This window comes from Flammeovirga yaeyamensis (assembly GCF_018736045.1).
Classification (GTDB): Bacteria; Bacteroidota; Bacteroidia; order Cytophagales; family Flammeovirgaceae; genus Flammeovirga; species Flammeovirga yaeyamensis.
The window spans coordinates 4,985,289-5,010,693 of sequence record NZ_CP076132.1; the positions used below are offsets into that span (position 1 = coordinate 4,985,289).

At 34.7% G+C, this 25,405-nt stretch carries 21 protein-coding genes; 7 read left to right on the forward strand and 14 right to left on the reverse strand.

Translation table 11 applies throughout. The annotated features are described in order from the left end of the window. Positions 1-210: 210 nt before the first annotated feature. The 3 genes from KMW28_RS19875 to KMW28_RS19885 all read right to left on the reverse strand — a co-directional run bounded on the left by KMW28_RS19875 (position 211) and on the right by KMW28_RS19885 (position 2,391). Complete coding sequence (locus tag KMW28_RS19875; RefSeq protein WP_169666291.1) at positions 211-582, reverse strand: hypothetical protein; 372 nt, start codon at positions 580-582, stop codon at positions 211-213. Positions 583-803: 221 nt separating this feature from the next. Further along, positions 804-1,739 carry a UDP-glucuronic acid decarboxylase family protein gene (locus tag KMW28_RS19880; RefSeq protein WP_169666293.1) on the reverse strand — a complete coding sequence of 312 codons (936 nt, stop codon included), beginning with the start codon at positions 1,737-1,739 and terminating at the stop codon, positions 804-806. A 25-nt stretch (positions 1,740-1,764) separates the two neighbouring features. Further along, a complete protein-coding gene (locus tag KMW28_RS19885) occupies positions 1,765-2,391 on the reverse strand; it encodes an L-threonylcarbamoyladenylate synthase (RefSeq protein ID WP_066211613.1) in 627 nt (208 codons plus the stop codon). A 216-nt stretch (positions 2,392-2,607) separates the two neighbouring features. On the opposite strand from KMW28_RS19885, the gene KMW28_RS19890 reads away from it, so the two are divergent. The 3 genes from KMW28_RS19890 (at position 2,608) to KMW28_RS19900 (ending at position 4,827) form a co-directional block, all read left to right on the forward strand. Further along, positions 2,608-3,162 (forward strand): GNAT family N-acetyltransferase, encoded by a 555-nt coding sequence (locus tag KMW28_RS19890; protein ID WP_169666295.1) that lies wholly within the window; start codon positions 2,608-2,610, stop codon positions 3,160-3,162. Continuing rightward, positions 3,155-3,733 carry a non-canonical purine NTP diphosphatase gene (locus KMW28_RS19895; RefSeq protein WP_169666297.1) on the forward strand — a complete coding sequence of 193 codons (579 nt, stop codon included), beginning with the start codon at positions 3,155-3,157 and terminating at the stop codon, positions 3,731-3,733. The genes KMW28_RS19890 and KMW28_RS19895 overlap by 8 nt, the downstream gene beginning before the upstream one ends. Positions 3,734-3,867: 134 nt before the next feature. Continuing rightward, positions 3,868-4,827 (forward strand): hypothetical protein, encoded by a 960-nt coding sequence (locus tag KMW28_RS19900; protein WP_169666298.1) that lies wholly within the window; start codon positions 3,868-3,870, stop codon positions 4,825-4,827. A gap of 83 nt (positions 4,828-4,910) precedes the next feature. Here KMW28_RS19900 and KMW28_RS19905 read toward each other — a convergent pair whose 3' ends face one another. Further along, positions 4,911-5,438: an RNA methyltransferase gene (locus tag KMW28_RS19905; protein WP_066211605.1), complete on the reverse strand. Its 528-nt coding sequence runs from the start codon at positions 5,436-5,438 to the stop codon at positions 4,911-4,913. A 13-nt stretch (positions 5,439-5,451) separates the two neighbouring features. After that, a complete protein-coding gene (locus tag KMW28_RS19910; RefSeq protein WP_066211604.1) occupies positions 5,452-5,853 on the reverse strand; it encodes an ArsR/SmtB family transcription factor in 402 nt (133 codons plus the stop codon). A gap of 428 nt (positions 5,854-6,281) precedes the next feature. On the opposite strand from KMW28_RS19910, the gene hemC reads away from it, so the two are divergent. The 4 genes from hemC to KMW28_RS19930 all read left to right on the forward strand — a co-directional run bounded on the left by hemC (position 6,282) and on the right by KMW28_RS19930 (position 8,905). Further along, positions 6,282-7,211 carry a hydroxymethylbilane synthase gene (hemC, locus tag KMW28_RS19915; protein WP_169666300.1) on the forward strand — a complete coding sequence of 310 codons (930 nt, stop codon included), beginning with the start codon at positions 6,282-6,284 and terminating at the stop codon, positions 7,209-7,211. A gap of 249 nt (positions 7,212-7,460) precedes the next feature. Beyond that, positions 7,461-7,985: an NADH-quinone oxidoreductase subunit NuoB gene (gene nuoB / locus KMW28_RS19920; RefSeq protein ID WP_066211599.1), complete on the forward strand. Its 525-nt coding sequence runs from the start codon at positions 7,461-7,463 to the stop codon at positions 7,983-7,985. 2 nt (positions 7,986-7,987) lie between these two features. Then, positions 7,988-8,476, forward strand: coding sequence for an NADH-quinone oxidoreductase subunit C (locus tag KMW28_RS19925; protein WP_169666302.1), 489 nt, complete (start codon positions 7,988-7,990; stop codon positions 8,474-8,476). A gap of 114 nt (positions 8,477-8,590) precedes the next feature. Next, a complete protein-coding gene (locus tag KMW28_RS19930) occupies positions 8,591-8,905 on the forward strand; it encodes a YbjQ family protein (RefSeq protein WP_066211595.1) in 315 nt (104 codons plus the stop codon). A 293-nt stretch (positions 8,906-9,198) separates the two neighbouring features. Here the strand turns inward: KMW28_RS19930 and guaA are convergent, their stop codons facing one another. From guaA to KMW28_RS19975, 9 genes are all read right to left on the reverse strand, one after another. Next, entirely contained in the window at positions 9,199-10,731 is a 1,533-nt protein-coding gene (guaA, locus tag KMW28_RS19935) for a glutamine-hydrolyzing GMP synthase (protein WP_169666408.1), read from the reverse strand. Between the two features lie 223 nt (positions 10,732-10,954). Beyond that, complete coding sequence (locus KMW28_RS19940) at positions 10,955-15,025, reverse strand: VPS10 domain-containing protein (RefSeq protein WP_169666304.1); 4,071 nt, start codon at positions 15,023-15,025, stop codon at positions 10,955-10,957. A gap of 31 nt (positions 15,026-15,056) precedes the next feature. Continuing rightward, positions 15,057-15,446 carry a hypothetical protein gene (locus tag KMW28_RS19945; RefSeq protein ID WP_169666306.1) on the reverse strand — a complete coding sequence of 130 codons (390 nt, stop codon included), beginning with the start codon at positions 15,444-15,446 and terminating at the stop codon, positions 15,057-15,059. Positions 15,447-15,452: 6 nt separating this feature from the next. Further along, positions 15,453-16,151 (reverse strand): hypothetical protein, encoded by a 699-nt coding sequence (locus KMW28_RS19950; protein WP_169666308.1) that lies wholly within the window; start codon positions 16,149-16,151, stop codon positions 15,453-15,455. Between the two features lie 80 nt (positions 16,152-16,231). Continuing rightward, positions 16,232-17,245 carry a hypothetical protein gene (locus KMW28_RS19955; RefSeq protein ID WP_066211551.1) on the reverse strand — a complete coding sequence of 338 codons (1,014 nt, stop codon included), beginning with the start codon at positions 17,243-17,245 and terminating at the stop codon, positions 16,232-16,234. A gap of 25 nt (positions 17,246-17,270) precedes the next feature. After that, positions 17,271-18,128 (reverse strand): hypothetical protein, encoded by an 858-nt coding sequence (locus KMW28_RS19960; protein WP_066211548.1) that lies wholly within the window; start codon positions 18,126-18,128, stop codon positions 17,271-17,273. A gap of 60 nt (positions 18,129-18,188) precedes the next feature. Further along, a complete protein-coding gene (locus KMW28_RS19965; protein ID WP_169666310.1) occupies positions 18,189-19,649 on the reverse strand; it encodes a SusD/RagB family nutrient-binding outer membrane lipoprotein in 1,461 nt (486 codons plus the stop codon). An 18-nt stretch (positions 19,650-19,667) separates the two neighbouring features. Then, entirely contained in the window at positions 19,668-22,829 is a 3,162-nt protein-coding gene (locus tag KMW28_RS19970) for a SusC/RagA family TonB-linked outer membrane protein (RefSeq protein WP_066211539.1), read from the reverse strand. A 1,083-nt stretch (positions 22,830-23,912) separates the two neighbouring features. Further along, the gene (locus KMW28_RS19975; protein ID WP_169666312.1) at positions 23,913-25,397 is read right to left on the reverse strand and encodes a SusD/RagB family nutrient-binding outer membrane lipoprotein; all 1,485 of its coding nucleotides are present in this window, start codon (positions 25,395-25,397) and stop codon (positions 23,913-23,915) included. Positions 25,398-25,405: the final 8 nt, after the last annotated feature.

The following is a 25,405-nucleotide window of genomic DNA, read 5'->3' on the forward strand; positions in this document are numbered from 1 at the left end:
TTCTTCTCCTACAAATTACTTGATGTTGAAAAAGATAAATGCCATCATCAAGTAACATTAAAGTGAAACTCATTTACTGTAAAGTATCATCAAAACACCATTTGAAATACTACTTTACTATGAGCCTTTCTTTTCCAACTGCGAAATTGCATAAAAAAAACCTCTTCTGTAAATAGAAGAGGTTGATATATTGAAAATTTCTTGATTTTTCTAGTTTGTGGACTTTATATACGACAAAAACTCACCTTGAATACCCAAGGTGCTCGCTAATTTTAACATAGCAGTAGCTTCCATTTCACTAATGTAGCCTTTCCTATTGTTGGCATCCCAAGCAAGGGAAATATATTTAAGTCGTGTTTCTTTCGGAAACTCTAGCATAACCTCGGATAAGTACTGTTTCGCATTATCAAAAGCATTTACATAATCTTCAGCTATAAATTTGGTCGCCCATTCAAGTTCAGCATGACCGTCAATATTAGTCGCAGTTTCGTCAAGAATTGCCTGTTCATCTTCATCAAGTCCATGATAATGGAATATTACAGATTTTATGAGAAGGTAGGCTTTTTTCTCTTCACTAGTCATTTATTTCAATAACAAAGTTTACTTGACAAATATAACATTATATGTCATCTCACCAAATAAACGTTAATGTTAATACGTTGATCAAATGAATAATTATTCAATCAACTTATTGTTAATTAAACAGTTATACAAAAATCATTTCTAACAAAAAAAACTGTCATATAGCAAAAAAGAAGCTCTATTTATACAATAAAGCTTCTTTTTCCATGAACAGTGGAATGTTATTTTACTTTTTTCTGAAAATAGTCCAAAGTAAGTTTCAAACCTTCTGCTCTATCTACTTTTGGAGTCCAATCCAAAATTTCTTTCGCTCTTGTGATATCTGGCTGTCTCACTTTTGGATCATCTTTAGGAAGATCTTTGTAAATCACTTTTGATTTAGATCCAGTAAGTGCAACAATTTCCTCTGCAAATTCTTTGATCGTAATTTCTTGAGGATTACCAATATTTACTGGTTGGTGGTAATCTGACATAGTCAATCGGTAAATACCTTCTACCAAATCGGCTACATAACAGAAAGATCTTGTTTGAGAACCATCACCAAATACAGTAATATCTTCTCCTCTTAATGCCTGACTCATGAATGCTGGTAGAGCGCGACCATCATCCAGACGCATTCTTGGACCGTATGTATTGAAGATACGAACCATACCTGTGTTCACACCATGGAAAGTATGGTACCCCATTGTGATTGCCTCTTGGAATCTTTTTGCTTCATCGTACACACCACGTGGTCCAATTGGGTTTACATTACCCCAATAATCTTCTTTCTGAGGGTGAACATTTGGATCGCCATACACTTCTGAAGTAGAAGCAATGATAAATCTAGATTTTTTTACTCTAGCTAATCCTAATAAATTATATGGTGCCAAAGATCCTACTTTTAGTGTTTGGATAGGCATTTCCAAATAATCAATTGGGCTTGCAGGCGATGCGAAATGTAGAATGTAATCCACTTCTCCAGGAACGTGAACAAACTTAGTCACATCATGATGGTAAAATTCAAAATTAGAGTTACCGAATAGATGAGAAATATTGTCTTCGCTACCAGTTAAGAAGTTATCCATTCCGACAACCTTAAAACCGTTGTCCAGGAACTTATCGCACAAGTGTGATCCAAGGAAACCTGCTGCTCCTGTTATTAGGACTCTTTTCATTGTATGTAAATAATTTGGTTATTGCTTATAAAAAATCAGAGATGTCGCCTGCTCCTTCCCTTACTACATCAAAATCTCCGTTGGTTAAATTGACTACCGTTGATAGATGAATATTTCCGAAGCCGCCATCGATAACAGCATCTACTTGTTTTTCGTAATCTTCGTAAATCAATTCAGGGTCAGTTGGATATTCTAAAATATCATCATCTTGTTTAAGAGAAGTAGTCACAATAGGGTTACCCAGCAATCGTACTAATTCTCTTGGGATATTATTATCAGGCACACGAATACCCACTTCTTTTTTCTTAGTATCTACCAACTTTGGAACAGCACTACTTGCATTCATAATAAAAGTATAAGGACCAGGAAGGGCTTTCTTTAATATTCTGAATGTAGGTGTTTCTATATGTTTCACATAAGTGGTGATATCAGATAGATCGTAACAAATAAACGATAGATTCATTTTATTTGCCTTCAAACCTTTAAACCTCAATAATTTTTTTAAAGCGGCGGTATTATTTAAATCGCAACCCACACCATATACAGTGTCGGTAGGATAAATCACTAAACCTCCTTTCTTTAATATTTTTACTACCTCATTAAGAAGTCTCTCTTGAGGATTATCTGCATTGATTCTAAAAAATTCTGCCATGACTCGTCAAAGTTAATATGTGTGCTTAAAGGTTCAATTAATTTACTTAAAAAATGCTCTTTTTAGAAGAAGATTTACTATATATTGCTAACTCTCCTAAGTACGATGAAAATTATCGTGTAAATATAGAACTGTTTTCATCATAGTTTAATGGATTACATTATACACAAGAGTTTATTTTTTAAAGACTCTACTTAATAATCTAACCACGTTATAATGGGATATATCACCATCAAAGTTAAAACTACCTATCTAGAATTAAAAAATAATCTAGTAACACAATATACTTTTCCTTTTGAAGTAGATGTTCTTCCTTGGCAACCTAAAGACACTCAAGAATACTTAAAAGTGTATAAGGCAGTGGGTGATGCTTGGGGATGGACAGGTAGCACTTTATTAGATGAAGAAACACTTTCCCGTAGGATTCATTCTCCTTCGAGAATATTCTACCTTTTAAAGGTAAGTGATGAAGTAGCTGGGTTTATTGAGTTTGTTCTTGATGATAAAAAGGAAGTTGAAATATTATACTTTGGCTTAACGCCTAATTTTATTGGTAAAAAACTTGGATTACCCTTTTTAAGTACAACAATTGATAAAGTAATCCAACTATATGATATCAAAAAAGTGTGGTTGCATACTTGTGAATACGATCACCCTTCTGCGATAAAAAATTATAAAAAAGTAGGCTTTGAAGTCATCAAAGAAGAACTGGTGGAAGAACCCTACGATGAAGACTATTTAGAAGAATTTAAAAAGAAATATCATGGATAAGATCTGTTTTGCGACAAACAATCCGAATAAATTAAAGGAAATTCAAAGACAGCTTGAAGGGCAATATCAAGTAGTGAGTTTGAAGGAAATTGGATGTGAAGAGGAATTGCCAGAGACTCAAGAAACATTGGAGGGAAACTCTGCTCAAAAAGCACAATATGTTTGGGATAATTATAAAGTAAGTTGTTTTGCAGACGATACCGGATTAGAGATTAATGCACTAAACGGAGATCCGGGAGTTTACTCTGCTCGATATGCCGGACCTCAAAGAGACAGTGATGACAACATGGACCTTGTCCTTAAAAACTTAGAAGATAAAGCTGACCGATCAGCAAGATTTAGAACCGTCATCACTTTAGTTTGGAATGGAGAAGTAAAACAAGTGGATGGCATTGCTGAAGGCGAAATCATTACAGTAAGAACAGGTGATGATGGATTCGGTTATGACCCTATTTTCCGTCCTAATGGATATGACAAAACATTTGCTCAAATTTCTGCAGATGAAAAGAATAAAATTAGCCATAGAGGTAAAGCAGTAGAAAAATTAATCACTTTATTGAAAAATCTATAAAAATATCACCTTCTAGACTCTATTAATGAGTGAAGAAGGTGATACCCCTCTAATTTTACTTTTAGTTTAGTATATTGACTCATCAGTGTTTCATCAATGATGTCACCTATCATATTTTTTAAACGTTCTACTACATGTTACTAACATTACAAACAAAGAAGCAGTATAGAAATTTTGGTTTGGCCTTTGGTATCGCTTCTTTAGCGATTCAGATTCTTCCATTATTCTATGCTATGGCTACAAAAGACAATGTGCAGATCAATATTATTGGTCGATTTGTGATTTCATTTTTTGGTGCTCCTACCATCTTATTTTTTGGGTTAGCGTTATTAAAATCATACAAAGAAAAAGCACTTTTTTGGATAGGAATATTGGGCGTTTGGCTCACAGTGATGCTCAATATTTATATTTTTAAGTGGGGAGAAGAAGTATACCTTCAAAATATTTTGCACGACCTTTCTAGAAAAGTCATGGCTATGATTCTAGGATTACTAGCTATTCGATACTTTATACAATCGAAGAATTTTCTTCATTTAATCGTAGGCTTTAGTGTTATCGTATTGATGACGGTAACTAATAGTGTTTTACAAACCTATAAGATGTTACCTCTAGGAGATATATTAGAACAATCTCTTTTAGGAGCAATGTTCTATGTACTTACACTTGGTTTTGGATATATATTATTCAAAATATTTTCAAGTAAAGACGATGCAGAAGATGATTTGGCTGAGGATTTATTTACTCCATTCTCTAAAGCACATTTAGTATTCTACTTTATGATTATCGGTCTTTATTTCTCAGATTTTTGGAAAGGAAATATTGCATGGCAGACAGAGCTTAATATTCTATTTATGTCTTTATTTGCCATGATTGGAATAATCTACTTCTCAAAAAATATCATTACGATTGGTATGGCAATTACGTTAATCTCTTTGATTGGACGAATTATCGCTTTCTATCAAACAAACTCGATGGAAGCGACTTTCTCTATTGTTTTCTCATTGATGATATTGGGATTATTCGAATTCTCAAGAAGAGCAAATAATGAGGAGGAAAAAGCTTTGAAAAAAAGGGGTGGGCGTAAAACCACTTAGATATATACTGAATATCAACTTAAAAAAACAGGCTACCCCAAACAAAATTGAGGTAGCCTGTTTTACTTTTGATACTTATCAAATTACATTTTCTTCTGAAGTACCTGCCATAACACTACGCCGATGGTTACCGATACATTCAAAGAGTGTTTCGTTCCGAACTGAGGAATTTCCAAAGCTGCATCCACTTCTTCAATAGCTTCATCGCTTACGCCCATCACTTCGTTACCAAAAACCAATGCTATTTTTTCATCTTTAGTGGTTTCTAAATCTTGAAGCATTGTACTTCCTTCTACTTGCTCTACTGCATAGACTTTATATCCTTCTTCTTTTAGTTTTTTGATGGCATCCACAGTTTCATCAAAATGTTCCCAAGCAACAGTATCTTGTGCTCCTAAAGCTGTTTTATGAATATCTCTATGAGGTGGTTTTCCTGTTATCCCGCAAAGCACTACTTTTTCAATGGCAAAAGCATCACCCGTTCTAAAGGAAGACCCCACATTGTTTAAGCTTCTAATGTTATCTAAAACAACAACAATATTATTTTTTTCTTGACTTTTGAACTCTTCAGCACTCACTCTGTTAAGTTCGTCCATACTTAATTTTCTCATTATTCTGATCTATTTAATCCCCCTCAGGGTAATGATGACTCATTCTTCTTTTTTCAATTTTATTCATTGCCAACTCTCTGTTGCTCGATAAAATTCTATAGGTCTCTTGATCTTCCAACAATTGGGTATCCCTTTCCATATACTTAAATATCGTTTCGATAATTCCAGATAATTCTTCTTTTATGGAATAAAAAGACCATTGATCTATTTTTCTTACACTTAACAAACCTGCATTTTTCATGTAGATTAAATGCCTTGATGTTTTTGTTTGTGTAAAATCAAGTACTAGTTCGATATCTGAAATACACATTTCTGTGTTTTCATAGAGTAAGTGCATGATACGAATACGAGACTCCTCTCCGAGGGCCTTCATTATCTGTGTGCCTATTGACAAATTGAAGTGTTTCAGCTTCATTTTCTACCTTTTTAAATTCGCTTTCACAAATATGCAAAATATCTTCATTTAAACACATTTTTGAAATAAATAAGGAAAAAATAGTAGTTATGGGTTAACGACATGGTAAAATTCTAAGATTCTATATTTTTTTCACTTGATGTCTTCAATGTTATTAAATAAAATAGTAACATTGTACTAGGTAAAGATAATAGACGTAATGTCTATTATATGGCATGATACACCAGTAACATTAACCAGTTGTGGAAAGACATTCAATATTGTTGGATGTCTTTTTTTATTTAAATAATCAAAAAGTTACTTTTTAAACTACATTTTTCATCTATATCAAATTCTTCACTTTATTTTGAGGATCCCTCTCTTTTTCAGCCATCAAAATTTATTATCTTCGCATTCTGAGTACACTTACTCAAATTTGATTAGACAATATGGTAGAAAGAACAATAAAAATCGGTACTAGAAAAAGTAAGCTCGCACTTTGGCAAGCTGAATATGTAAAATCACTTTTAGAAGAAAATGGTCTAAAGGGTGAATTGGTATTGATTGAAACGAAGGGGGATAAAATCTTAGATAGATCATTATCGAAAATTGGTTCGAAAGGTGTATTTACAGAGGAGTTAGAAGATCAACTAAGAAACGGAGATATTGATATTGCCGTTCACAGTGCTAAAGATATGCAAGCTTCTTTGGGCGATGATTTCGAATTAATTGCCTTTACTGAAAGAGAAGAATGTCATGATGTATTCGTAAGTCACAAAGAAGGTTTTACTGTAGATACAGAAAAAGAATTTGTGATCGGTACTTCATCTGTCCGCCGTGTAGCAATGCTACAGAAACACTTCCCTAACGCCAAAATTGTTGATGTAAGAGGAAACTTACAGACTAGAATTCAAAAAATGAAAGATGGTCTTTGCGATGTACTCATGCTTGCATATGCGGGTGTACACCGTATGGGATACGATAATATTATTGTTCACTCTCTTCCTTTAGATACTTTCACTCCTGCTACAGGACAAGGTTGTGTGGCTATTGAGTCAGCAACAACTCTTGACCCTGAAGTAAGGGAGGCCGTAAGAAAAGCAATCAATAATGTAGATACAGAAACTTGTGTTCGTTCGGAAAGAGCTTTCCTTAAAGAATTACAAGGTGGATGTAGTATTCCTGCTTTCTGTTTGGCTACTTGGACGGAAGACAAACAAATTAATATTACTGGCGGTTTAGCTAAACCAAATGCTAGTGAAATTAGATATACATATACTTGTGCTCCTGAAGATGGAGAAAAGATAGGGACGCAGATTGCTAAGGATACTTTGGCGAATGGTGGAGCTGAGGTGCTTGCGGAGCTAAAAGGAAAGTAAGAGGTAAGAGGTAAGAGGTAAGAGGTAAGAGGTAAGAGGTAAGAGGTAAGAGGTAAGAGGTAAGAGGTAAGAGGTAAGAGGTAAGAGGTAATTTAAGCTTCTAGACAGATTATCTAAAATTTTGAACCCTTTATTCTAGTAAAAATACTATTTATATCTCCGTCTTCAACGAGTTGGCCTTGGCCACTCGATACACGAACTAAGTAGCAGGTAGCAATTTAACAAACAAAAAACTAATCGCACTCAACTATGAAAGGTCTAATGGATCAACGCTTTGGACAAGGCGAAATTGTAATATCAAAAGTAGATGACTTAATCAACTGGGCGAGACTTTCTTCGTTTTGGCCTTTGGGTTTTGGTCTAGCATGTTGTGCAATCGAAATGATTACAACTTGGTCTTCTGCTTACGACTTAGACCGTTTTGGTGTGATTCCTAGAGGTACTCCTAGACAATCGGACGCCATGATTATTTCCGGTACGGTTACTTTTAAAATGGCAGATAGAGTTCGTCGCTTATACGAGCAAATGGCGGAACCTCGTTATGTGATTTCTATGGGTAGTTGCTCTAATTGTGGTGGACCTTATTGGGAGCATGGTTATAATGTAGTGAAAGGTGTGGATAGAATTATTCCTGTGGATGTTTATGTTCCGGGTTGTCCTCCAAGACCTGAAGCACTAATTGGTGGTATTCTTAAGCTTAGAGAAGAAATTCGTAAAGAGACTTTGATGGCACCAAAAGCAGTGGAACGTTTATTAAAGAAACAAAAGGCATAATCATGACTACAGAAGAAATTGCACAATTAATTCAAGAACATGTGAATGTTGAGGTGGAAGTCAATACAAAACAACCTCAACACGAAATCATCGTCAAAAATGTAGATATAGAAAAGGTATGTCGTTTTCTTAAATCAGATAATCGTTTGATGTTTGATAACCTTTCATGTCTAACTGGAATCGATAATGGACCAAAAGCCAATACCATGGAAGTGGTCTATAATCTATACTCTATCACCAAATCTTTTCGACTTACATTAAAAGTGATGTTGGATAGAGAAACTCCACTTTTACCATCAGTTACTTCTGTTTGGAAAGCTGCCAATTGGCACGAAAGAGAAGCCTATGATTTAGTAGGTATGACTTTCGAAAATCACCAAGATTTAAGAAGAATCTTATCTCCTGATGATTGGGAAGGGCATCCACTTCAGAAAGACTATAAAGAACAAGAAAAATATCACGGTATCACCGTTAAATATGAGAGAGATTAATTTATCTCTCTTTTTTTTATTCAAAACTTTAGTAACTTATCAATGCTCTCACTAAATCGTTTAGAAAATGAGAGTGTCTTTTCAATTTTTTATCATTAAACAAACAACATTAAAATGATTATCAGCACAACGGAAACTATACCAAACAGAGAAATTTCAGAAATTCTAGGTATCGCTAGAGGAAGTACAGTAAGAGCAAGAAGTGTAGGTAGCGATATCTTTGCTGGTTTAAAAAATCTTGTGGGAGGTGAAATCTCTGAATACACAAAATTGCAAGCCGATTCTCGTGAACAAGCTATTCAACGTTTGATGGAGGATGCAGATCGTTTGGGAGCTGATGCAGTAGTGAATATCAGATTGACTACCTCTACAGTTATGCAGGGAGCATCTGAGATTTTAGCTTATGGTACGGCAGTAAAATTAAGATAATATGGAATTTGTTGGATTGGGTATGATGTCTCTTTATTTTGGATTCTTCGCTTTTTGCGGAGTCGCATTGATCTATCTTATTATCAAAAGGATAAAGAATAAAGATAGGGACGATAATTTTGAACAAAGAAGTAACTGATATTCTATGTTCAACAAAGTATGCTAGAACGTTGAATTATAACGTCCCAACTCATATTAAAGATAAAAAAAGGCGAAGAAAATTCTTCGCCTTTGTTGATTGATGTTAACCCCTAGGAGAGTTAACTAGTTAATATAGATAAGACTAGATTATACTATTCCCACTCAATCGTTGCAGGTGGCTTAGAGCTGATATCGTAAACTACTCTGTTTACTCCTTTTACTCTATTGATGATGTTATTACTGATTTCAGCTAAGAACTCATATGGTAGGTGTACCCAATCTGCAGTCATACCATCCAAAGATGATACAGCTCTAAGAGCAACAACCTTTTCGTAAGTTCTTTCATCACCCATTACACCGACTGATTGTACAGGCAACAACATTGCTCCCGCCTGCCATACTTGATCATACAATCCGTGATCTTTAAGACCCTGAATAAAGATATGATCAACTTCCTGTAAAATCGCTACTTTTTCAGCAGTTACATCACCCAAAATACGGATACCAAGACCTGGACCTGGGAATGGATGACGTCCTAAAATTTCATCAGGGATATTTAGTGTTTTACCTACTAAACGTACTTCGTCTTTAAACAAAGTGTTTAATGGCTCCACCACTTTTAATTTCATGTAATCTGGTAAACCTCCCACATTGTGGTGAGATTTGATCGTTGCCGAAGGACCTTTAACAGAAACCGACTCGATTACGTCTGGGTAGATAGTACCCTGACCTAACCACTTTGCGTTCTCCACTTTCTTCGACTCCATTTCGAATACATCAACAAAAACTTTACCGATTGCTTTTCTTTTATCCTCCGGATCAGTTTTTCCTTCCAATTCAGAATAGAATAACTCTTTAGAGTCTACACCTTTGACATTCAGACCTAAACCTTTGTAAGATTCAAGTACTGATTCAAATTCGTTTTTACGAAGAAGACCATTATCCACAAAAATACAGTAAAGGTTTTTACCGATAGCTTTGTGTAATAATACAGCGGCTACAGATGAATCAACACCCCCAGAAAGACCAAGGATTACCTCATCATCGCCTAACTTCTCCTTTAATTCTGCTACTGTAGCATCCACAAAAGACTCAGGAGTCCAATCTTGTTTACAACCACAAACACCAACAACAAAGTCTTGAAGCATGAACTTACCATCTGTTGAGTGAGTTACTTCTGGGTGGAATTGAATTCCGAAAGTTTCCTCACCAGTGATTCTGTAAGCAGCTACAGGAATACTGGTAGTACTAGCAATTACCTTAAAGTTTTCAGGAAGGTTAGTGATTGTATCACCATGTGACATCCAAACTTGAGATTCAGCTGGAATGCCTTTAAACATTGGACTTGTATGATCAATAAAGTCCAAGTTAGCACGACCGTATTCACGGTGCTCTGAACGTGCTACAGTTCCCCCATTCTGATGGGCAAGCATTTGTGCACCGAAGCAAACACCCAATAATGGCATTTTACCTCTAATGTCAGATACATCAAAATTTGGTGCATCTTCTTCTAACACTGAGTGAGGAGACCCCGAAAGGATAACACCTTTGTACTCAGAGTGGTTAATTTTAGGTTCGTGATTGTAAGGATAAATCTCACAATAAACGTTTAACTCTCTTACGCGTCTCGCGATCAATTGTGTATACTGCGATCCGAAATCGTAAATCAAGATCTTGTCCATAATAAAGAATGGTATTCAGAGATTATATTTTGATGCATGCAAAGATGACGTTTTTTATTTAAAAAGTGATATTTATTACCATATAAAAACTGATTTTTTTAAAAGTGACATGAGAATTACTTATCAAAAAATTGGTATAACATAATTTATATTTAATAATAAAAAATCACCCTAGAAAAGGTTCTAAGGTGATTTAAGTTTATTTGATATTTATTAAAGTGTTAAATTACTTTACGAGTAATTTAATTGATTTCTGATAATTATTAATGCTAACAATACCTACATAAATTCCTTTGTTTGCATTAAAATCAAACGGTAATTTATTCTGACCTGCTTTAACATTACCAAAAGATTTTTCTTGAATTAAAGAACCATTTAAATCGATGATTTTTAATTCTACTTCTGCATTTTGTTTTAGATCGATAAATAAATTCGAAGAACCATTTGAAATTACTGTAGGACCAATTTTTATGCTTGAAGCATTCGTATAATCCTCTATACTAGTAATATCACTTACTTCTCCTTGGATATTAATTTGACTAATAGCCCAACCCCAAGCTGGAATATTATTGCTTGCTTCTAAGACAAAACGGACAGCAATATTATCTCCTGCTTCAAAATAGTCTAAAAGATTTACTTCATGTTGAACAAACATGTTATCAAGAGGATCAGAATTAAAGTTTACATAAGAATTCCAATCTGAATTATAAGATGCATCATATGGTGCTACAATATCAATCCAATTTGCCCCATCTTTAGAACCTTGAACCGAAACTTTTGATCCATTTGCAATAAAAGCTATATCACTATAAATTAAATGAGCATCTTCTTCTGCAACTTTAATGATATTATTTAAATAAGAAATCTCTGTAAGCCCTGCTGCATATGGATGTTGGGAGTGAAAGGCTGGTGTTTTCAACGGATTATTAACTGAGAATTCTTTAAATAAATCTCCATTGAAATCATCAACTACGTTTTCTTCTGGATTTGAAGAAACATATTCATCGATTACATCACCAAATTCTACAAGATCAAGAACAGCGGCATATGATTTTCTTTCTACTTCATTTGTATAAGCATATACTTTAATCTTATCTATATTAGAGAACAGAGATCCTAAGAACATTAGTTGATGATCCCCTTTATCATAAGCTTCATTAATAGCAACTATTCTACTACCTAAATCGTCATAGACAACCAATGAATCAACATCAGATTTTAAATGTACATCCACAGTTACATCTCCTGTGAGAGTAGATGATATTTGTGTAATACTAGGATACTTTACAATTGCTGGAATTTCAGCGATTGTAGCTGTCCAAATACCTCTACCATGTGTACCAACAACAACTTGATCATCTACAATTTTCATATCCCAAATTGATGTTGCAGGAATACTTCCAGATAACCTATGCCATGAAACAGCATTATCAGTGGTTTCGAAAATTCCGACTTCAGTACCTACCCAAATCTTATTTTCGTCTTGCGGGAATACCATTAAATCATAAACTGCAACATCTGGGAAACCAGTTGTTGAAGACGTACCATTGCCAAAACCTGAAATATCTTCCCAAGATTGACCATAATCTTCCGTTTTGATTATTTTTGGTGCATTTGCATAAGAGAACAAAATGTAGGCAACATTTGGTTTATTAGGATGAGTAGCTAAACCTGAAATTTGTCCCATTTCACGTCCATCATGCAAGAAATTCTCAACCGCTGTAAACGTTTTTGCTTGATCTTTTGATACATGAATTCTAAAGTTGTTTGTTAAAGCTGCACCAGCCCAAACAACATCTCTATCTGCATCAGAAACTTTTACATCTATAAACGAACCAAAAGCCCAAGCTTCTGAAATTCTAGATAATGACCAAGAATCTCCAAAATTAGTTGATTTCCAAACTCCAGAACCACCAACTGCATAAACTACGTCAGGGTCCGTTTTGGTGTTTGATAATTTTGTAATGAATGGACCTCCATCATCAGTATCAGTAATTCCTGAATTTGAAGAAGAGAAAGAAGAACCGCCATTTACAGATTTATAAATAGCATTATTATATATAGTACCTAATATTAAATCTGGATTATCATGATTCCATATCGTCGCAAAACCATCACCTCCTAATGAACGCTTGTATTTAGCATCTGCACTGCCTTCTTCTCCAACCTGAGACATCCAAGTACCATTATCCTGAGAACCACCAATATATCTGCTTTCACCTGGAGCTTTGTCTACATCATAAAACTGAGTTGTATTATAACCGTTTCCAGCAAAATACCATGAATCGTCTGCAATACCTGGATTTGTACCTTTGTCAGAATAGTATATACCTCCATCGTTACAATCGATAAACATAAATTCATTACTTCCTGTAACGACAGCCATAATATTATGGTGATCTGGGTGAACTCCTTCTACTGTAGTTGAATTTTGAGTTTGAGCAAATGAGTTATTTCCATCATATTGACCATAAGCATCTGTTACAGTTCTAATATCTGCAGAAACACTTGTTACATTACCCCATTCTAAAACAATAGTACTTGATGGAAGATTACTTTCATCCCATGATGAACCATCATCTAATACAGGCCATAAGAAGTACATATTATCATTTTCCATTCCTCCATCTTGTGCCATCTCACTGCTTGCAGTTTCAGAATAGTCAATATTATTGATATATAAGTACTCTCTTGATTGATCTGCTGATGGAACATCAGCATCTGTAGCATTCGCTAAATTAAACTTACCATCTTCTTGTTGGTCTCTAAACCCAACCATTAATTGACGATTATTTGTTACATCCCAAACTTCAAATGGAACATCAACATAATCCTCATAAACATAATCTGAAGATGGTACTCCAGCACCTGCTCCACCTACTGTATACCTATGTGCTTTTTGTGTTAAACCAGGGCCGAATCGAACTTCAACAGAAACCATATCTGTATTTGGTGTTTCTCCTTGAGAAATAATTCCTCCAGCCAAATCACCACTGAAGTTAATAAAGCTATAAAAAACATCGCCTGTAGCAGATGCCCCAATAAAGTTACTTGAAACCTGTTTAGTATCAGAAAGTTCAATTTTAAAGATATTCACACCAGCGGCATAAACCACTTTTTCATCGAACGGATGTGCTGCTATTGTATTATCATACCAACCCTGACCTCCAAGGAAGTTGACTGAACCTGTAGTTTTAGAAGCTATCCAAGTAGCTCCTGCATCTTCAGAATAATATAAGTTACCATCTGTACTATTTACTCCACTACCTGCGATTGAAGCGTAAATATAATCTGTATTTTTGGGAGAGATCGCTAATTCTATACGTCCGCCAGCAGATAATCCGCTACTAGAATTTGTCCATGTTGCCCCAGCATCTGTAGATTTAAATACACCTCTTGAGCGTACTGCTGCATATTGAATATTAAAATCGTTTGGATCAGCAATAACTTGTTGGACATATTCTGTCGCTTCCATCGTTTTTGTCCAAGACGTTCCTCCATCTGTAGATTTAAATATTCCCGATGTAAAAGCTGATGCCCATAATGGATCGTTGCTTGTACAAACTACGATGTTGTTTTCATTATTCGGGTCAACAATAATTCTATTGGTATTTTGAAAATCTTCATTTGCAACCGTAGAAGTTAATTGAGTCCATGTAGTACCACCATCAACAGATTTAAGAACACCATCTCCTTTGATAAAACCAGCAGAACCTCCAAATCCTTCACCTGTTGTTGCATACATCACATCATGGTTTGAAGGTGCTATAACTAAACTTGAAATAGCAATATTTGGTAAGTCAGGAGTAAGGTTGGTCCATGACTGTCCTCTATCTGTTGTTTTCCAAATACCACCACCAACAGATCCTGCAAACCACGTATTCATGTCTGCATCATCTGGATCTAAAGCAAAAGCTCTGGTTCTACCAGGGACATTTCCTGGTCCTCTTTCTATCCATTGAACAGTGTTAGCAGTTCGTGCATTACTAAAGCCTCCAACTTTTAACGATTTCGTCAACTCTTTCGATTTATATCCCATAAGATAAGAAGGCGATGATTCTCCTTTTCTTGTTTTCATATCTCTAAGAATTGATAAAAACTTATCTGGCTTATCTGCCTTAGCATAGCCATTTAAGCGTTTTTGTCTTTTCTTGGCGTATTCGATTCTTGCTACATCATCACCTGTAAATTCTTCAGGCAATGAAGTGCTTGTATCTTCTTTAGTTTCTATTTTTTGAAGCAAAACCACCGCTCCAAAAATGAAAATAATAGTAAAAAAAGCGATTAATTTTTTCATTGATTGTCTATTGAATTGGATTGAAGTTGTTTTATTTAAGAGTATAAGTCAGTTTTTTTATATTGGTCCCGTTTTGGTCGATCCCCATTTTCTCTATTGTCTCAATGGTATTTTTATCCAACCATTGTACTTTTCCATTAAATATTGAAGTCTTGTCTTTTATAATTTTTCCTTCTTTATCAAGAACAACAAATTTATAAGAAGTAGGGTTAGTTTGAGTTTTTTGTTTGGGATAACATAAAAAAAATGAACTGTCCTCGTTTGGTATTATTTCTAGATTATCATTTTCAAAAAGTGATGTTGCATTTTCTTTAACTATATCCATGCTACCGCCTTTTTGATTGATTACCTTATTAGAGCATCCAAATATGGATGCTGTAATAAAAATATAAAATAAGAAAATGTTTTTGTAGTTCAACATGTCAATTTATTGTTGATTCATCCATTGAAAAAGTTGTACTAATTCCTCTTTATTTCTAAGAGAAATCTTATTCTTCTTCATATATGTTTTTAGTTTTTCCTTGTCTTCAAAAGGGACCTTTTGAATGAAAGTTTTCTTTGAAGTAGTTACTAAAGATGCAGCTAATCCATCAAAATAGACAAAGCTTTCTTTCACCTCATATTTTTCGCCAGGCGAACCAATATCAAGAGCTGCTACATAAGTACTTTCTGTTTTAATTACTTTGTACATTTCCATTAAAGTATATTTTTCACCTTGTGTCAATACTTTAACGAAACCTTGACTGATACCAGGAAATTCTTTCACATTAGTGTAAACATCTTTACTTCCTGTCGACGGGTTTAATATGTAAAAACTTTTTACCTGATCTCCTTTTAACCATAGGTTCTGATTATTTTCCTGATATTCTACAACATTATTTTCAACATCATATCTAATCGGAATATTTACTCCTTCTTCCTTTTTATAGGTTTCAATTCCTCCTATAAGCCATGTTGCAGTAAGATATTGAGATCCTATTACTTTTCTTTCAGTGTTGTTAAATGTACTGATTCCTTGACTTCCTGCTGTGGTATTAGCCACTACAAATGTTTTGTTTTCACTTGAGTATTGAGAGAATACTTGAAATGGGATGCTTAACAGAATAAAAATTATGAAATGTCTCATTTTTGGTGTTTGTATGTTTAAATGACTAAAGGTGATTTTAATTAAAAAATCACCTTTAGTCTGCTTTTGTTTAGTATTTCTTACTTTTTACCTACTTTTAATGCTTTTAAAGCATCAATAGATTTTGAAGGTATTTGATCTGCAGAGAATTTTCTTGCTGAAGAAGCTGCTGCTTTCCACTCATAATCTTTATCACTTTTGATGATATCATCAATAATGTAAAGTGTACCCGCTGCATCAGATAACATTGGTACCGAAGGTAGTACTCTATTACCATTATTTTCTGGTACGCCACAGTTTTCATATTCTCCACCTAGAGAAAATGTTAAATCTCCCGCATCACCTGGATCAAAATCTGAGTACTTTTCTGCTACTACTTTGTAAGTACCATTAGGTACATTAACATCAAATACTAGGTGTTCAGCACCACCTGTCCAAGAGTATGGGTATCCAGCATAACCAGCACCAAATTGATAAGCAAGAGCTGCTGCAAGACCTGCAGGATCATCAAGATCATGACCATATGCTGCAGCTGTATCAGCATTAACAGCATACATATCTAAATCCATTAAATCATACTCGTCATACTCAGTAAAAGGATTATCCTCGTTCAAAGTCCACTCTTGGTATGCATCAAATCCCCCTGTGATGTTATTAGAAATTGTAAATTCTAACATTTGTGGATTAGCAATTGTTGCATTTGCAGAAGGTTTATTACCTACTGAAAATTTAATTTGGCTATCAGCTCCAGACATACAGTCTAGTTCCATACCATATACAAAGCTTCCTACTGTATCTCCAGCTGCAATAATCACTCTTTCATCATGGTAGAAGTTACCTGTATTTGCAGAACCTTCTTCTTCCTGAATGTAAACAGCAATATCGAAAGGATAAGCTTTTGAAAGTACGACATTAACAGTTTCTTCAAAGTCTGTCTCCATCACTGTTTCAGGAATCGTAATTTCTTGAATTGTAATACTTGGACCTGCAGGTACAGCTGGGCCAGAATATTTATATTGTTCTTTTTCACATGATGATAATACTGAAGCTAAAGCTACTGTAACACCACATGCTATTTTAACTAATGATTTCATGTAAATTTTCTTTTGTAGGTTAGTATTAGTTGATTGGAACTAATTCGTCCACATATTCTACTGGTCCAGCAGAAAAACCAATTGTATAATTCAATGTGATCACTCCAGTATTTGGATCAACTGAAGACTCACTTGTTAGTGATACCTCATTACTATACTGACCTAAGTTTAGTTGTTGATCAGGTACTTGTAAATCACCACATACATCATTAAATACCATACGAGCACCTCCCATAGGACCAGTAAAGAAGCTATTACCATAACCCCAGTTACCTACTGCGGTATGAATGTATTCACCTGGAGCAACTTCTTCAATAATGATTTCTAGGTTATCTCTTGTTCTAGTGTATGTACCAGCTAAAGCAGATCCACATTGCACAGTTAATGCAAATGTTCCATCAAACTGTGATTGGTTAGCAGAAGCAGTAACTACTCTACCATCTGTTAACGTCATTTCAACAAAGAAATTGAAAACGTCACCAATTTGTAAATCAGATTCATTTACACCGTCCATACCTTCAATAAACTCAGTAATTGAAGTATATTCAACTTTAAAAGGATTATCTAAAGAAGCAGTTTCTCCTAAAGTAGATACTCCCAACTGTGAACCTCCTCTTGTAAGTTCTTTTTTAACAGTATACTTAGTAACTGTACCATTAGAACGGTGAGCTCTAGCCTCAAAATTTAATTCCACATCTGTAAATACTACAGAACCGTCAGCTTGTGGGCTACCTAAAACTTTACCATCTGAATAGTCAAGTTTTAACCAATCGCCTCCTTCTTGTGCCGAACTCATCATGTTTTCAGGCTCGCTATCACATGACATTACTGCAAACGCTAACGCGAATACTGCAAAAAATGATTTTATGTTTATTAATTTCATATTTCAAAAGTTTTGATATTCCTGTTTCATAAATGAAACAGGAAATTAAAGATCATCGAATTACTTATTCCACCAAATTTTAGTAGTTAATTCATCATCTCCTTGTTGAGATACCGCTGCTTGGTAACTTGTACCATTCAACGACTGCTCTGTAGCAGGATAGAAATAACGAGATGGAATCTCAGTTACAGCACCGTTAACTGCTGGAGACAAAGCAGGAATACCTGTTCTTCTTTGTTCTGTCCAAGCTTCAATTCCTTGAGAGAATAGTGCAATATACTTTTGAGTATGAATTTTTTCTATTTTGTTACCTGCACCATAAGCTACAGTAGATTGTGCCATATAAGCAGGAAGTGCTAAAGAAACTTCATTTTCAGTAAAAGAAGCTGCAACACCTGCATTATAATATTCTTCTGCAACAGTAGTACCGCCTGTAATGAATCCTCTTTCAGCTGCTTCAGCAAGTAAAAATTGAGTTTCAGCAAAAGAAATGAAATAACCTGAAGCTGTTGCTTCTAAATATTTCTCACCTAAACCAGAAACCGTTGCCTTATTATAAAGAACAGTATTTTCTGCAACAGGAGGTTTACCCATATATTCACCTGCATCATTCAATTCAGCCATCGTTGTTAAACGATCATCATTCAATGATTTTAGAAGTTCAACAAAAGCTTCACCCATTCTGTATTCAGTACGGTTACCTTGAACAACAGATTCAAAAATTGGATTAGCATTTGGAGCACTTTCCAAATAAGCTAATTTAGCTTCATCATCAATGCTTGTAAAAGCACCATTAGCTGCAGCCTGAAGTTGTGCATTAAAGTTTGTGATTTCAGAACTCTTATCTGAAGCTCTCATCAAAATTCTTACTTTTAATGAGTTGGCAAACTTGATCCATTTAGTAACATCTCCACCATACAATAAATCTGAAGAAGGAGTGATTAAACCAGGACCGTTTAGATAAGCAATTGCTTCATCTAACTTCATCAACATATCATTGTAGATATCTACTTGTTTGTCATAAGAAGGTGTAAAAACACCGTCTGTTCCACCTAAAAGTGCTTGAGAGAAAGGTACATCACCGTAAACATCTGTCAATAGTGCAAAGCCGTATACTTCTAGTACAGTGGCAACACCCGCTAATTGCTTATCTCCTTCAGGAAAATCAGGAGTTGTTTGTGCTAATGCTAGGTTACGCATTACTTTAGCATTTGACAATACAGCAGAATAGATATTATCCCAAACACTACCAATTGCCGATTGACGAGGAATATATAATTCTTCATCAGTATACTGAATTTTTGACCATTGTTGAGACCAAACTGCTCCCATATCTCCGCCAATACCAGTACTGTACATTGTGTTAGCTGTAACTCTGATAATATCAGCTGTCATCAGACCTGCAGGTACCTCATTTGGCTCATTTGGGTCTGTGTTAATTTCTTCGAATTTGTCTGTACATCCCACTGCAGCTAATCCAATAGCAGCAGCAAGTGTCCATTTCTTTATATTTTTAATCATTGTGATATCTCTTAACTATTAAAGTTTGAAACCGATGTTGAAACCATAGCTTGCTGCCGATGGCAATTGACCGAACTCAATACCTTGAGCGTTACCATTGTTAAATGCTGTCTCAGGATCGATGTGTGGGATTGTAGAGTAAAGTATAGCTAAGTTACGACCTACAAAAGATACTGAAACATCACGGAATGGAGTTCTACCCATTAATTTATTAGGTAAAGTATAACCTAATTGTACTTGACGTAGTTTTACATATGAAGCGTCAAATACTGAAGATTCTGCTACAGAGTTTGAATATGATCTTTGGTTGAAAGCTTTCGCAGTAACTGAAGTTGTGTTTGGTACATAAGTACCATCACCTTGTAGCACTACACCTTCACCAACAATACCGCTTTCACGACCTTGTAATGTTTCTTCTAAAACACCTGCATAACGACCCCATGTAGTAGTCATTGAATAAATGTCTCCACCCATTTTGGCATCTACTAAAACGTTCAATGAAATACCTTTGTAAGTGAATGTATTTGAAATACCACCTGTCCAATCTGGAGTATAATTACCTAAAACAGCATACTCTGAATCAATTACTGGTAAACCGTTTGCATCATAGATAATTTGACCTGCATATTCACCTTCTTCAACTCTTGAGAATTTAGGACCAAACAATGAACCATAAGTTTCACCTGGACGAGCCTGAACTGAAACGTTCCACTGACCACCTAAATCTAAAGATTTAAGATCTTCAACACCTAAAGTTTCTACTTTGTTGATGTTTCTTGCAAAGTTCAACATAACATCCCAAGAGAAGTCAGTCTTTTCAATAGCTCTACCTCCAATGCTAAGCTCAAGACCTTTGTTACTCATACTACCTACATTTTGGATAGCTTGTGTATAACCTGAAGCAGCTGAAACAGTTACAGGCACAATCAAGTCTTCAGACAATGCGTCATAGTATGTCATATCCACTGTCATACGACCGTTGAATAAACGTACATCTACACCAAATTCTAAAGATGTTGTAATCTCAGGACGTAATGTAGGGTTGTTCAAAGTAGAGCTTTCGAATGGTAGTAAAACACCATTCCAAGGAGTATCTCTGAAACCGAAAGTTTGACGTAAGCTGTAAGGGTTTGTATCTGAACCTACTTGTGCCCATCCACCTCTTACTTTCAACATTGAAAGAACTGGAGAATCAATTTGCAACATGTCTGAAAGAACTGCTGAAACTGTTACTGAAGGATAGAAGTAAGAATTGTTTTCTTTTGGTAAAGTTGAAGACCAGTCGTTACGAGCAGTAAAATCAACGAATAAGTAGTTTCTGAAAGCTACTTGACCTGAAGCATAAAGAGAGTTGATTCTCTTTTCTTCTAAGTAATTTGAAGTAGTTACAGGAACACCAGATTTAGCATTTGATAAGTTGTATAAACCAGGTAATTCTAACTGAGAAGCAGTACCACCCACATACTTATATACTTGTCTCATCATGTTACCACCTGCAGATAATGATAATGCAAAATCATCATTAATTTTCTTATTGAAAGATAATAAGAAGTCAGTGTTGTACTCATAACGAGTTCTGTTAGAGTTTGCATAGTAACCGTCAGGGTAATCTAACAAACCATGTGCTCTTTTGTACTCTCTATTGTCTGTGAAGATATCACCACCTGTTCTTACGAAGAAAGATAACCAGTTTGTGATGTCATAATTCAAACGAACGTTACCAATTACACGATCTTTGTCTTGTGAATTCGTTGAGTTATCCATTACCCAGAATGGGTTGTTTTGGTATTGAGAGTTCCAGTTTAGTGGAGTACCTGCACCAGGAGCTCCTTCTGGAGTCAATGGAAGGTTTTGGTAATCTTTTAGCTTAGCAAAGTCAACTTGACGACCTGACCAAATAAACTGTTGTACTGGGTTTTCTCCAGTATAACCTTGTGTTGGACGGTTACCTGAAATTGTTTTAGTATAGTTTACTGAACCGTCTACTCTTAATTTGTCTGACAATTTAGCTTGACCTGATAAAGTAAATGTGTTACGATTTAAATCAGTATTTGGTACCATACCTTTTTGATCCATATAAGTATATGAAGCACGAATAGAACCAAAGTCACCACCGTTTGTAGCTGCTACATTATACGACTGAGTCACACCAGTTTCAAAGAATTCTTTGTAGTTATCTGGATTTGATACCCAAGGAGTTTTTACTCTCTTAGTAGGATCTGCATTGTAACCTTCGAATTGATAGAATTCAAGACCTGCGTCTAATTTAGGACCCCAAGACTCATCTACAGCATCACCGTAACCATTTGCACCGTCAACATACTCGAAATAAGTATCAGAAGAACCTTGACCATAAGCGTTTTGGAAATCAGGAGATCTCAATGGATTTTCCATTGTTACAGTAGCATTTACTGAGATACCTAAACCTTTCTTTGCACTCTTACCTTTCTTAGTAGTGATTACAATCACACCATTTGATGCTCTTGAACCATACAAAGCTGCTGCGTTTGGTCCTTTTAGGACAGTCATTGACTCGATATCATCTGGGTTGATATCCATTGCACCGTTACCAAAGTCAGCTCCACCATAAGGACCTGAATTTGAGTAGTTAGAGTTATCGATTGGCATACCATCAACAACGAATAAAGGTTGGTTGTTACCAGTTAGAGATGTTGCACCTCTAAGTACGATACGTGAAGATGATCCTACTGATCCTGAAGAACTTGTAATTTGCGCACCTGCCACTTGACCTGATAACGCATTTACAATGTTTGTTTCTCTAGCTTGTGTTAATTCATCGCCAGATACAGATTGAACTGCATAACCTAATGACTTTTCTTCTTTTTCTAAACCGAATGCAGTTACTACAACTTCTTCAAGTTGCTCTACATCCTCTTCTAAAGAAACTTCAATGATTGATTGTGTACCAACTTTGATTTCTGTGTCCTTGTAACCTACAAGTTTGTACACTAAGACTTGGTTTTCGTTTGAAACCATAAGTGAATACTCTCCACTAATGTTCGAAACTACTCCTTGAGTAGTTCCTTTAATTACTACGGCTACGCCTGGTAAAGGCTCCCCTGTTGGGTCCTTAACTACACCAGACACTTTTCTCTCCTGAGCACTAGCAAAAATAGAAATACTCATTAGCAGAGAGATTAGCAAAAGTGCTTTTCTCATAATAAAAAAAAATAATTGAATTGGAACTTAAAAGTTTAGTTCTAGGGCACCTTAAAAAAGTAGCTTAAAGATGCGTTCCCCTAGAAAGTCTTCATGAAATTGAAATAATGGTGTTATAAATTAACGGTTTGAAAGATTGATTGTAATCGTTGTAAAAAGTAGAATTTTGTCATATAGTATTAATGAAAGTATGTTTAATAATTGAATCTTAAAGTAGAAAAGGATCGCCTTTTCCGATTAGTCATATGCAAGTATATGACATTAACTTTAATTATCTAAATTTTTTGTGAATATTTTTTTATGAAATTTAACACAAAGACCGCAATGTGTAATGTTTTTATAAAAATAGTACAATTTTAAGTCAAAAATTGGAACAAAATAAGGGATTTAAGAATGTAAAAAAAGATGTTTTTATGTTCTTTTTATTTCAAACAAGCACATAACTATCTACTATTCTGTACATTATTATCAGAATAATAAAAACTCTTCACTTTTAATAAATATGTGTTAAGCATGGGTATGGTAAAATCTATCATTTATAAAGTACAAATGAAGAATAAATACTATTATATTCGAATAGATAATTTATCAAAATAATTTAATTCAAAATTCTAATTCTAAAAACTAAATTATTGATTCTTCTCAATTTATATTATCTAAAAAATCTTATTCTTTATAAAAAATGAAATCTTTTTTTTAGTTAGATGTATCTATTATACTGATTAACGGACATCAAAAAAAGATGTAATGCACCTTTTTTTAGAAGTTCACATCTGATAGTTGACTATTAATAAACGGGAATGTCTTAGGTTTTATAGTAGTTCTTAAATTCAATAAAATCTATATCACTACCTAGAAAAATATAGTATTTCCAAAATCAATAATGAAATACAAAAAGAGCAATTAATTTATAAAAAATATAAGTGATATAGAATATTACTTTTCAGAAAAATTTAGGTTTATGCAATATTTATTTGAAATCTTAATAAAAACACAAATATCATTAACCCAAAATTCAAAAAAAACTCCTAAGAAGTAAAATAGAACTTCTTAGGAGTTTTTAATAAGGTATTAATTAATTTATTATTGACCTAAATTATCTTTACCACCAGCCCACCATACGTTCTCTGAGTAAACGTGGCGACCGTCACCTTGTGCTGCTTTTACATTAGGATTGTTGTTCACATCTCCTGCTCCATAAGTAAATCTTAATGGGAAGTTTTCTGGAATAGCATGCTGTAAAGTAATGTAAGAAGTTTCACCCATTGCACGAAGTCTTCTTAAATCATTATAAGCTTCAATTGACTCAGCTTCAAAGAAAGAAATATATTTTTCTCTCATGATTCTGTCAATACCAAAATCAGTAATTGAATTGATATAAGCATCAATCTCTGTAGCATCTTCAAAACCTGACGCTTTGAAAGCTTCAGTAATTGCTTCTTTTGCAGCAGTTTCACCAGAACCAGCAGACATTCTTTCTTTAGCTTCTGCCTCCAGGAACTTCAATTCATGGAAACTCATCAAATAAGATGGTTGCAACGCATTTTTAAAATGAGATGACCAACCGTATTTATTTGGATCTGGCTCCATAATAGAACCATCTGCATTTCTTAATCCATTAGGTGCTAATTCTACAACTCCTGCATCGTTGTTTGGATTTGGAATAAAGAATTTTGCAATTCTTGGATCATTATCATCAAGGTTATCTCTAAAACTCTTTGAAGAACCATAGTAATATCTGTTTGCATTGTTGAATAACAAGTAAACAGGGTTAAAACTTGTTGCTCCGTTATATTCATAACGTGCTTCGTCTTCTACAGAAGTAAATGATAAAGCTACTTCATCCAACACTTTTTGATATGAATGATTTGAAGGATCTACAAAAGATAAACGCATATGTGCTCTAGCTTTTAAACCATGAGCAAACTTTAACCACTTTGCAGCATCACCACTGAATAAAACATCTTGATCACCTGGAGAAGCAAAAGTTGTTTCTTTGCTTAATTCAGCAATTGCTTCATCAAGAATTGAGAAAATACTTCCATAGATATTCTGTTGTTTATCCAAAGTTGGATTTCTGAATTCATCTGGATTTACCGCTTGAGAGAAAGGTACTTCGCCTACACCATCTGTTAAAACAGAAATAAAGTAAGCTTTAAGAACAAGAGCCATACCTTTTGTATGATGATTACCTTGCTCGATACCTCCTTCACTACAAATTGCAATGATATCCTCAGCATCTCTTAAACCTGTGTAAGCAGCAACCCAAGCGTTGTTATAGGTAGTCGTTTGGATTTCTGAAATACCAGTTCTAATCTCAGAGTTGTAGAATTGATTATCAACACCTACTTGATGCTCAACAAACAATGATGCATACATATTGTAATCACCACTTGCTACAGATGCAGCAGATCTGTTAATTACATCCGTAAGTACCAATCTTGATGGCACTTGAGTCGGGTTATTTAGGTTTTTGTTAATATCATTCATGATCTCATCTGTACATGAAGTTGTTAACATTAAACCAAATAATCCAACAGCTATATATTTTAAAGAATTTTTAATCATAATTTGTG

What these genes read in the sequence shown, in the direction of transcription:
- KMW28_RS19875 (WP_169666291.1), bottom strand. Translation starts at nt 582, where the DNA reads ATGACTAGTGAAGAGAAAAAAGCCTACCTTCTCATAAAATCTGTAATA.
- KMW28_RS19880 (WP_169666293.1), bottom strand. Translation starts at nt 1,739, where the DNA reads ATGAAAAGAGTCCTAATAACAGGAGCAGCAGGTTTCCTTGGATCACAC.
- KMW28_RS19885 (WP_066211613.1), bottom strand. Translation starts at nt 2,391, where the DNA reads ATGGCAGAATTTTTTAGAATCAATGCAGATAATCCTCAAGAGAGACTT.
- KMW28_RS19890 (WP_169666295.1), top strand. Translation starts at nt 2,608, where the DNA reads ATGGGATATATCACCATCAAAGTTAAAACTACCTATCTAGAATTAAAA.
- KMW28_RS19895 (WP_169666297.1), top strand. Translation starts at nt 3,155, where the DNA reads ATGGATAAGATCTGTTTTGCGACAAACAATCCGAATAAATTAAAGGAA.
- KMW28_RS19900 (WP_169666298.1), top strand. Translation starts at nt 3,868, where the DNA reads ATGTTACTAACATTACAAACAAAGAAGCAGTATAGAAATTTTGGTTTG.
- KMW28_RS19905 (WP_066211605.1), bottom strand. Translation starts at nt 5,438, where the DNA reads ATGAGAAAATTAAGTATGGACGAACTTAACAGAGTGAGTGCTGAAGAG.
- KMW28_RS19910 (WP_066211604.1), bottom strand. Translation starts at nt 5,853, where the DNA reads ATGAAGCTGAAACACTTCAATTTGTCAATAGGCACACAGATAATGAAG.
- hemC (WP_169666300.1), top strand. Translation starts at nt 6,282, where the DNA reads ATGGTAGAAAGAACAATAAAAATCGGTACTAGAAAAAGTAAGCTCGCA.
- nuoB (WP_066211599.1), top strand. Translation starts at nt 7,461, where the DNA reads ATGAAAGGTCTAATGGATCAACGCTTTGGACAAGGCGAAATTGTAATA.
- KMW28_RS19925 (WP_169666302.1), top strand. Translation starts at nt 7,988, where the DNA reads ATGACTACAGAAGAAATTGCACAATTAATTCAAGAACATGTGAATGTT.
- KMW28_RS19930 (WP_066211595.1), top strand. Translation starts at nt 8,591, where the DNA reads ATGATTATCAGCACAACGGAAACTATACCAAACAGAGAAATTTCAGAA.
- KMW28_RS19940 (WP_169666304.1), bottom strand. Translation starts at nt 15,025, where the DNA reads ATGAAAAAATTAATCGCTTTTTTTACTATTATTTTCATTTTTGGAGCG.
- KMW28_RS19945 (WP_169666306.1), bottom strand. Translation starts at nt 15,446, where the DNA reads ATGTTGAACTACAAAAACATTTTCTTATTTTATATTTTTATTACAGCA.
- KMW28_RS19950 (WP_169666308.1), bottom strand. Translation starts at nt 16,151, where the DNA reads ATGAGACATTTCATAATTTTTATTCTGTTAAGCATCCCATTTCAAGTA.
- KMW28_RS19955 (WP_066211551.1), bottom strand. Translation starts at nt 17,245, where the DNA reads ATGAAATCATTAGTTAAAATAGCATGTGGTGTTACAGTAGCTTTAGCT.
- KMW28_RS19960 (WP_066211548.1), bottom strand. Translation starts at nt 18,128, where the DNA reads ATGAAATTAATAAACATAAAATCATTTTTTGCAGTATTCGCGTTAGCG.
- KMW28_RS19965 (WP_169666310.1), bottom strand. Translation starts at nt 19,649, where the DNA reads ATGATTAAAAATATAAAGAAATGGACACTTGCTGCTGCTATTGGATTA.
- KMW28_RS19970 (WP_066211539.1), bottom strand. Translation starts at nt 22,829, where the DNA reads ATGAGAAAAGCACTTTTGCTAATCTCTCTGCTAATGAGTATTTCTATT.
- KMW28_RS19975 (WP_169666312.1), bottom strand. Translation starts at nt 25,397, where the DNA reads ATGATTAAAAATTCTTTAAAATATATAGCTGTTGGATTATTTGGTTTA.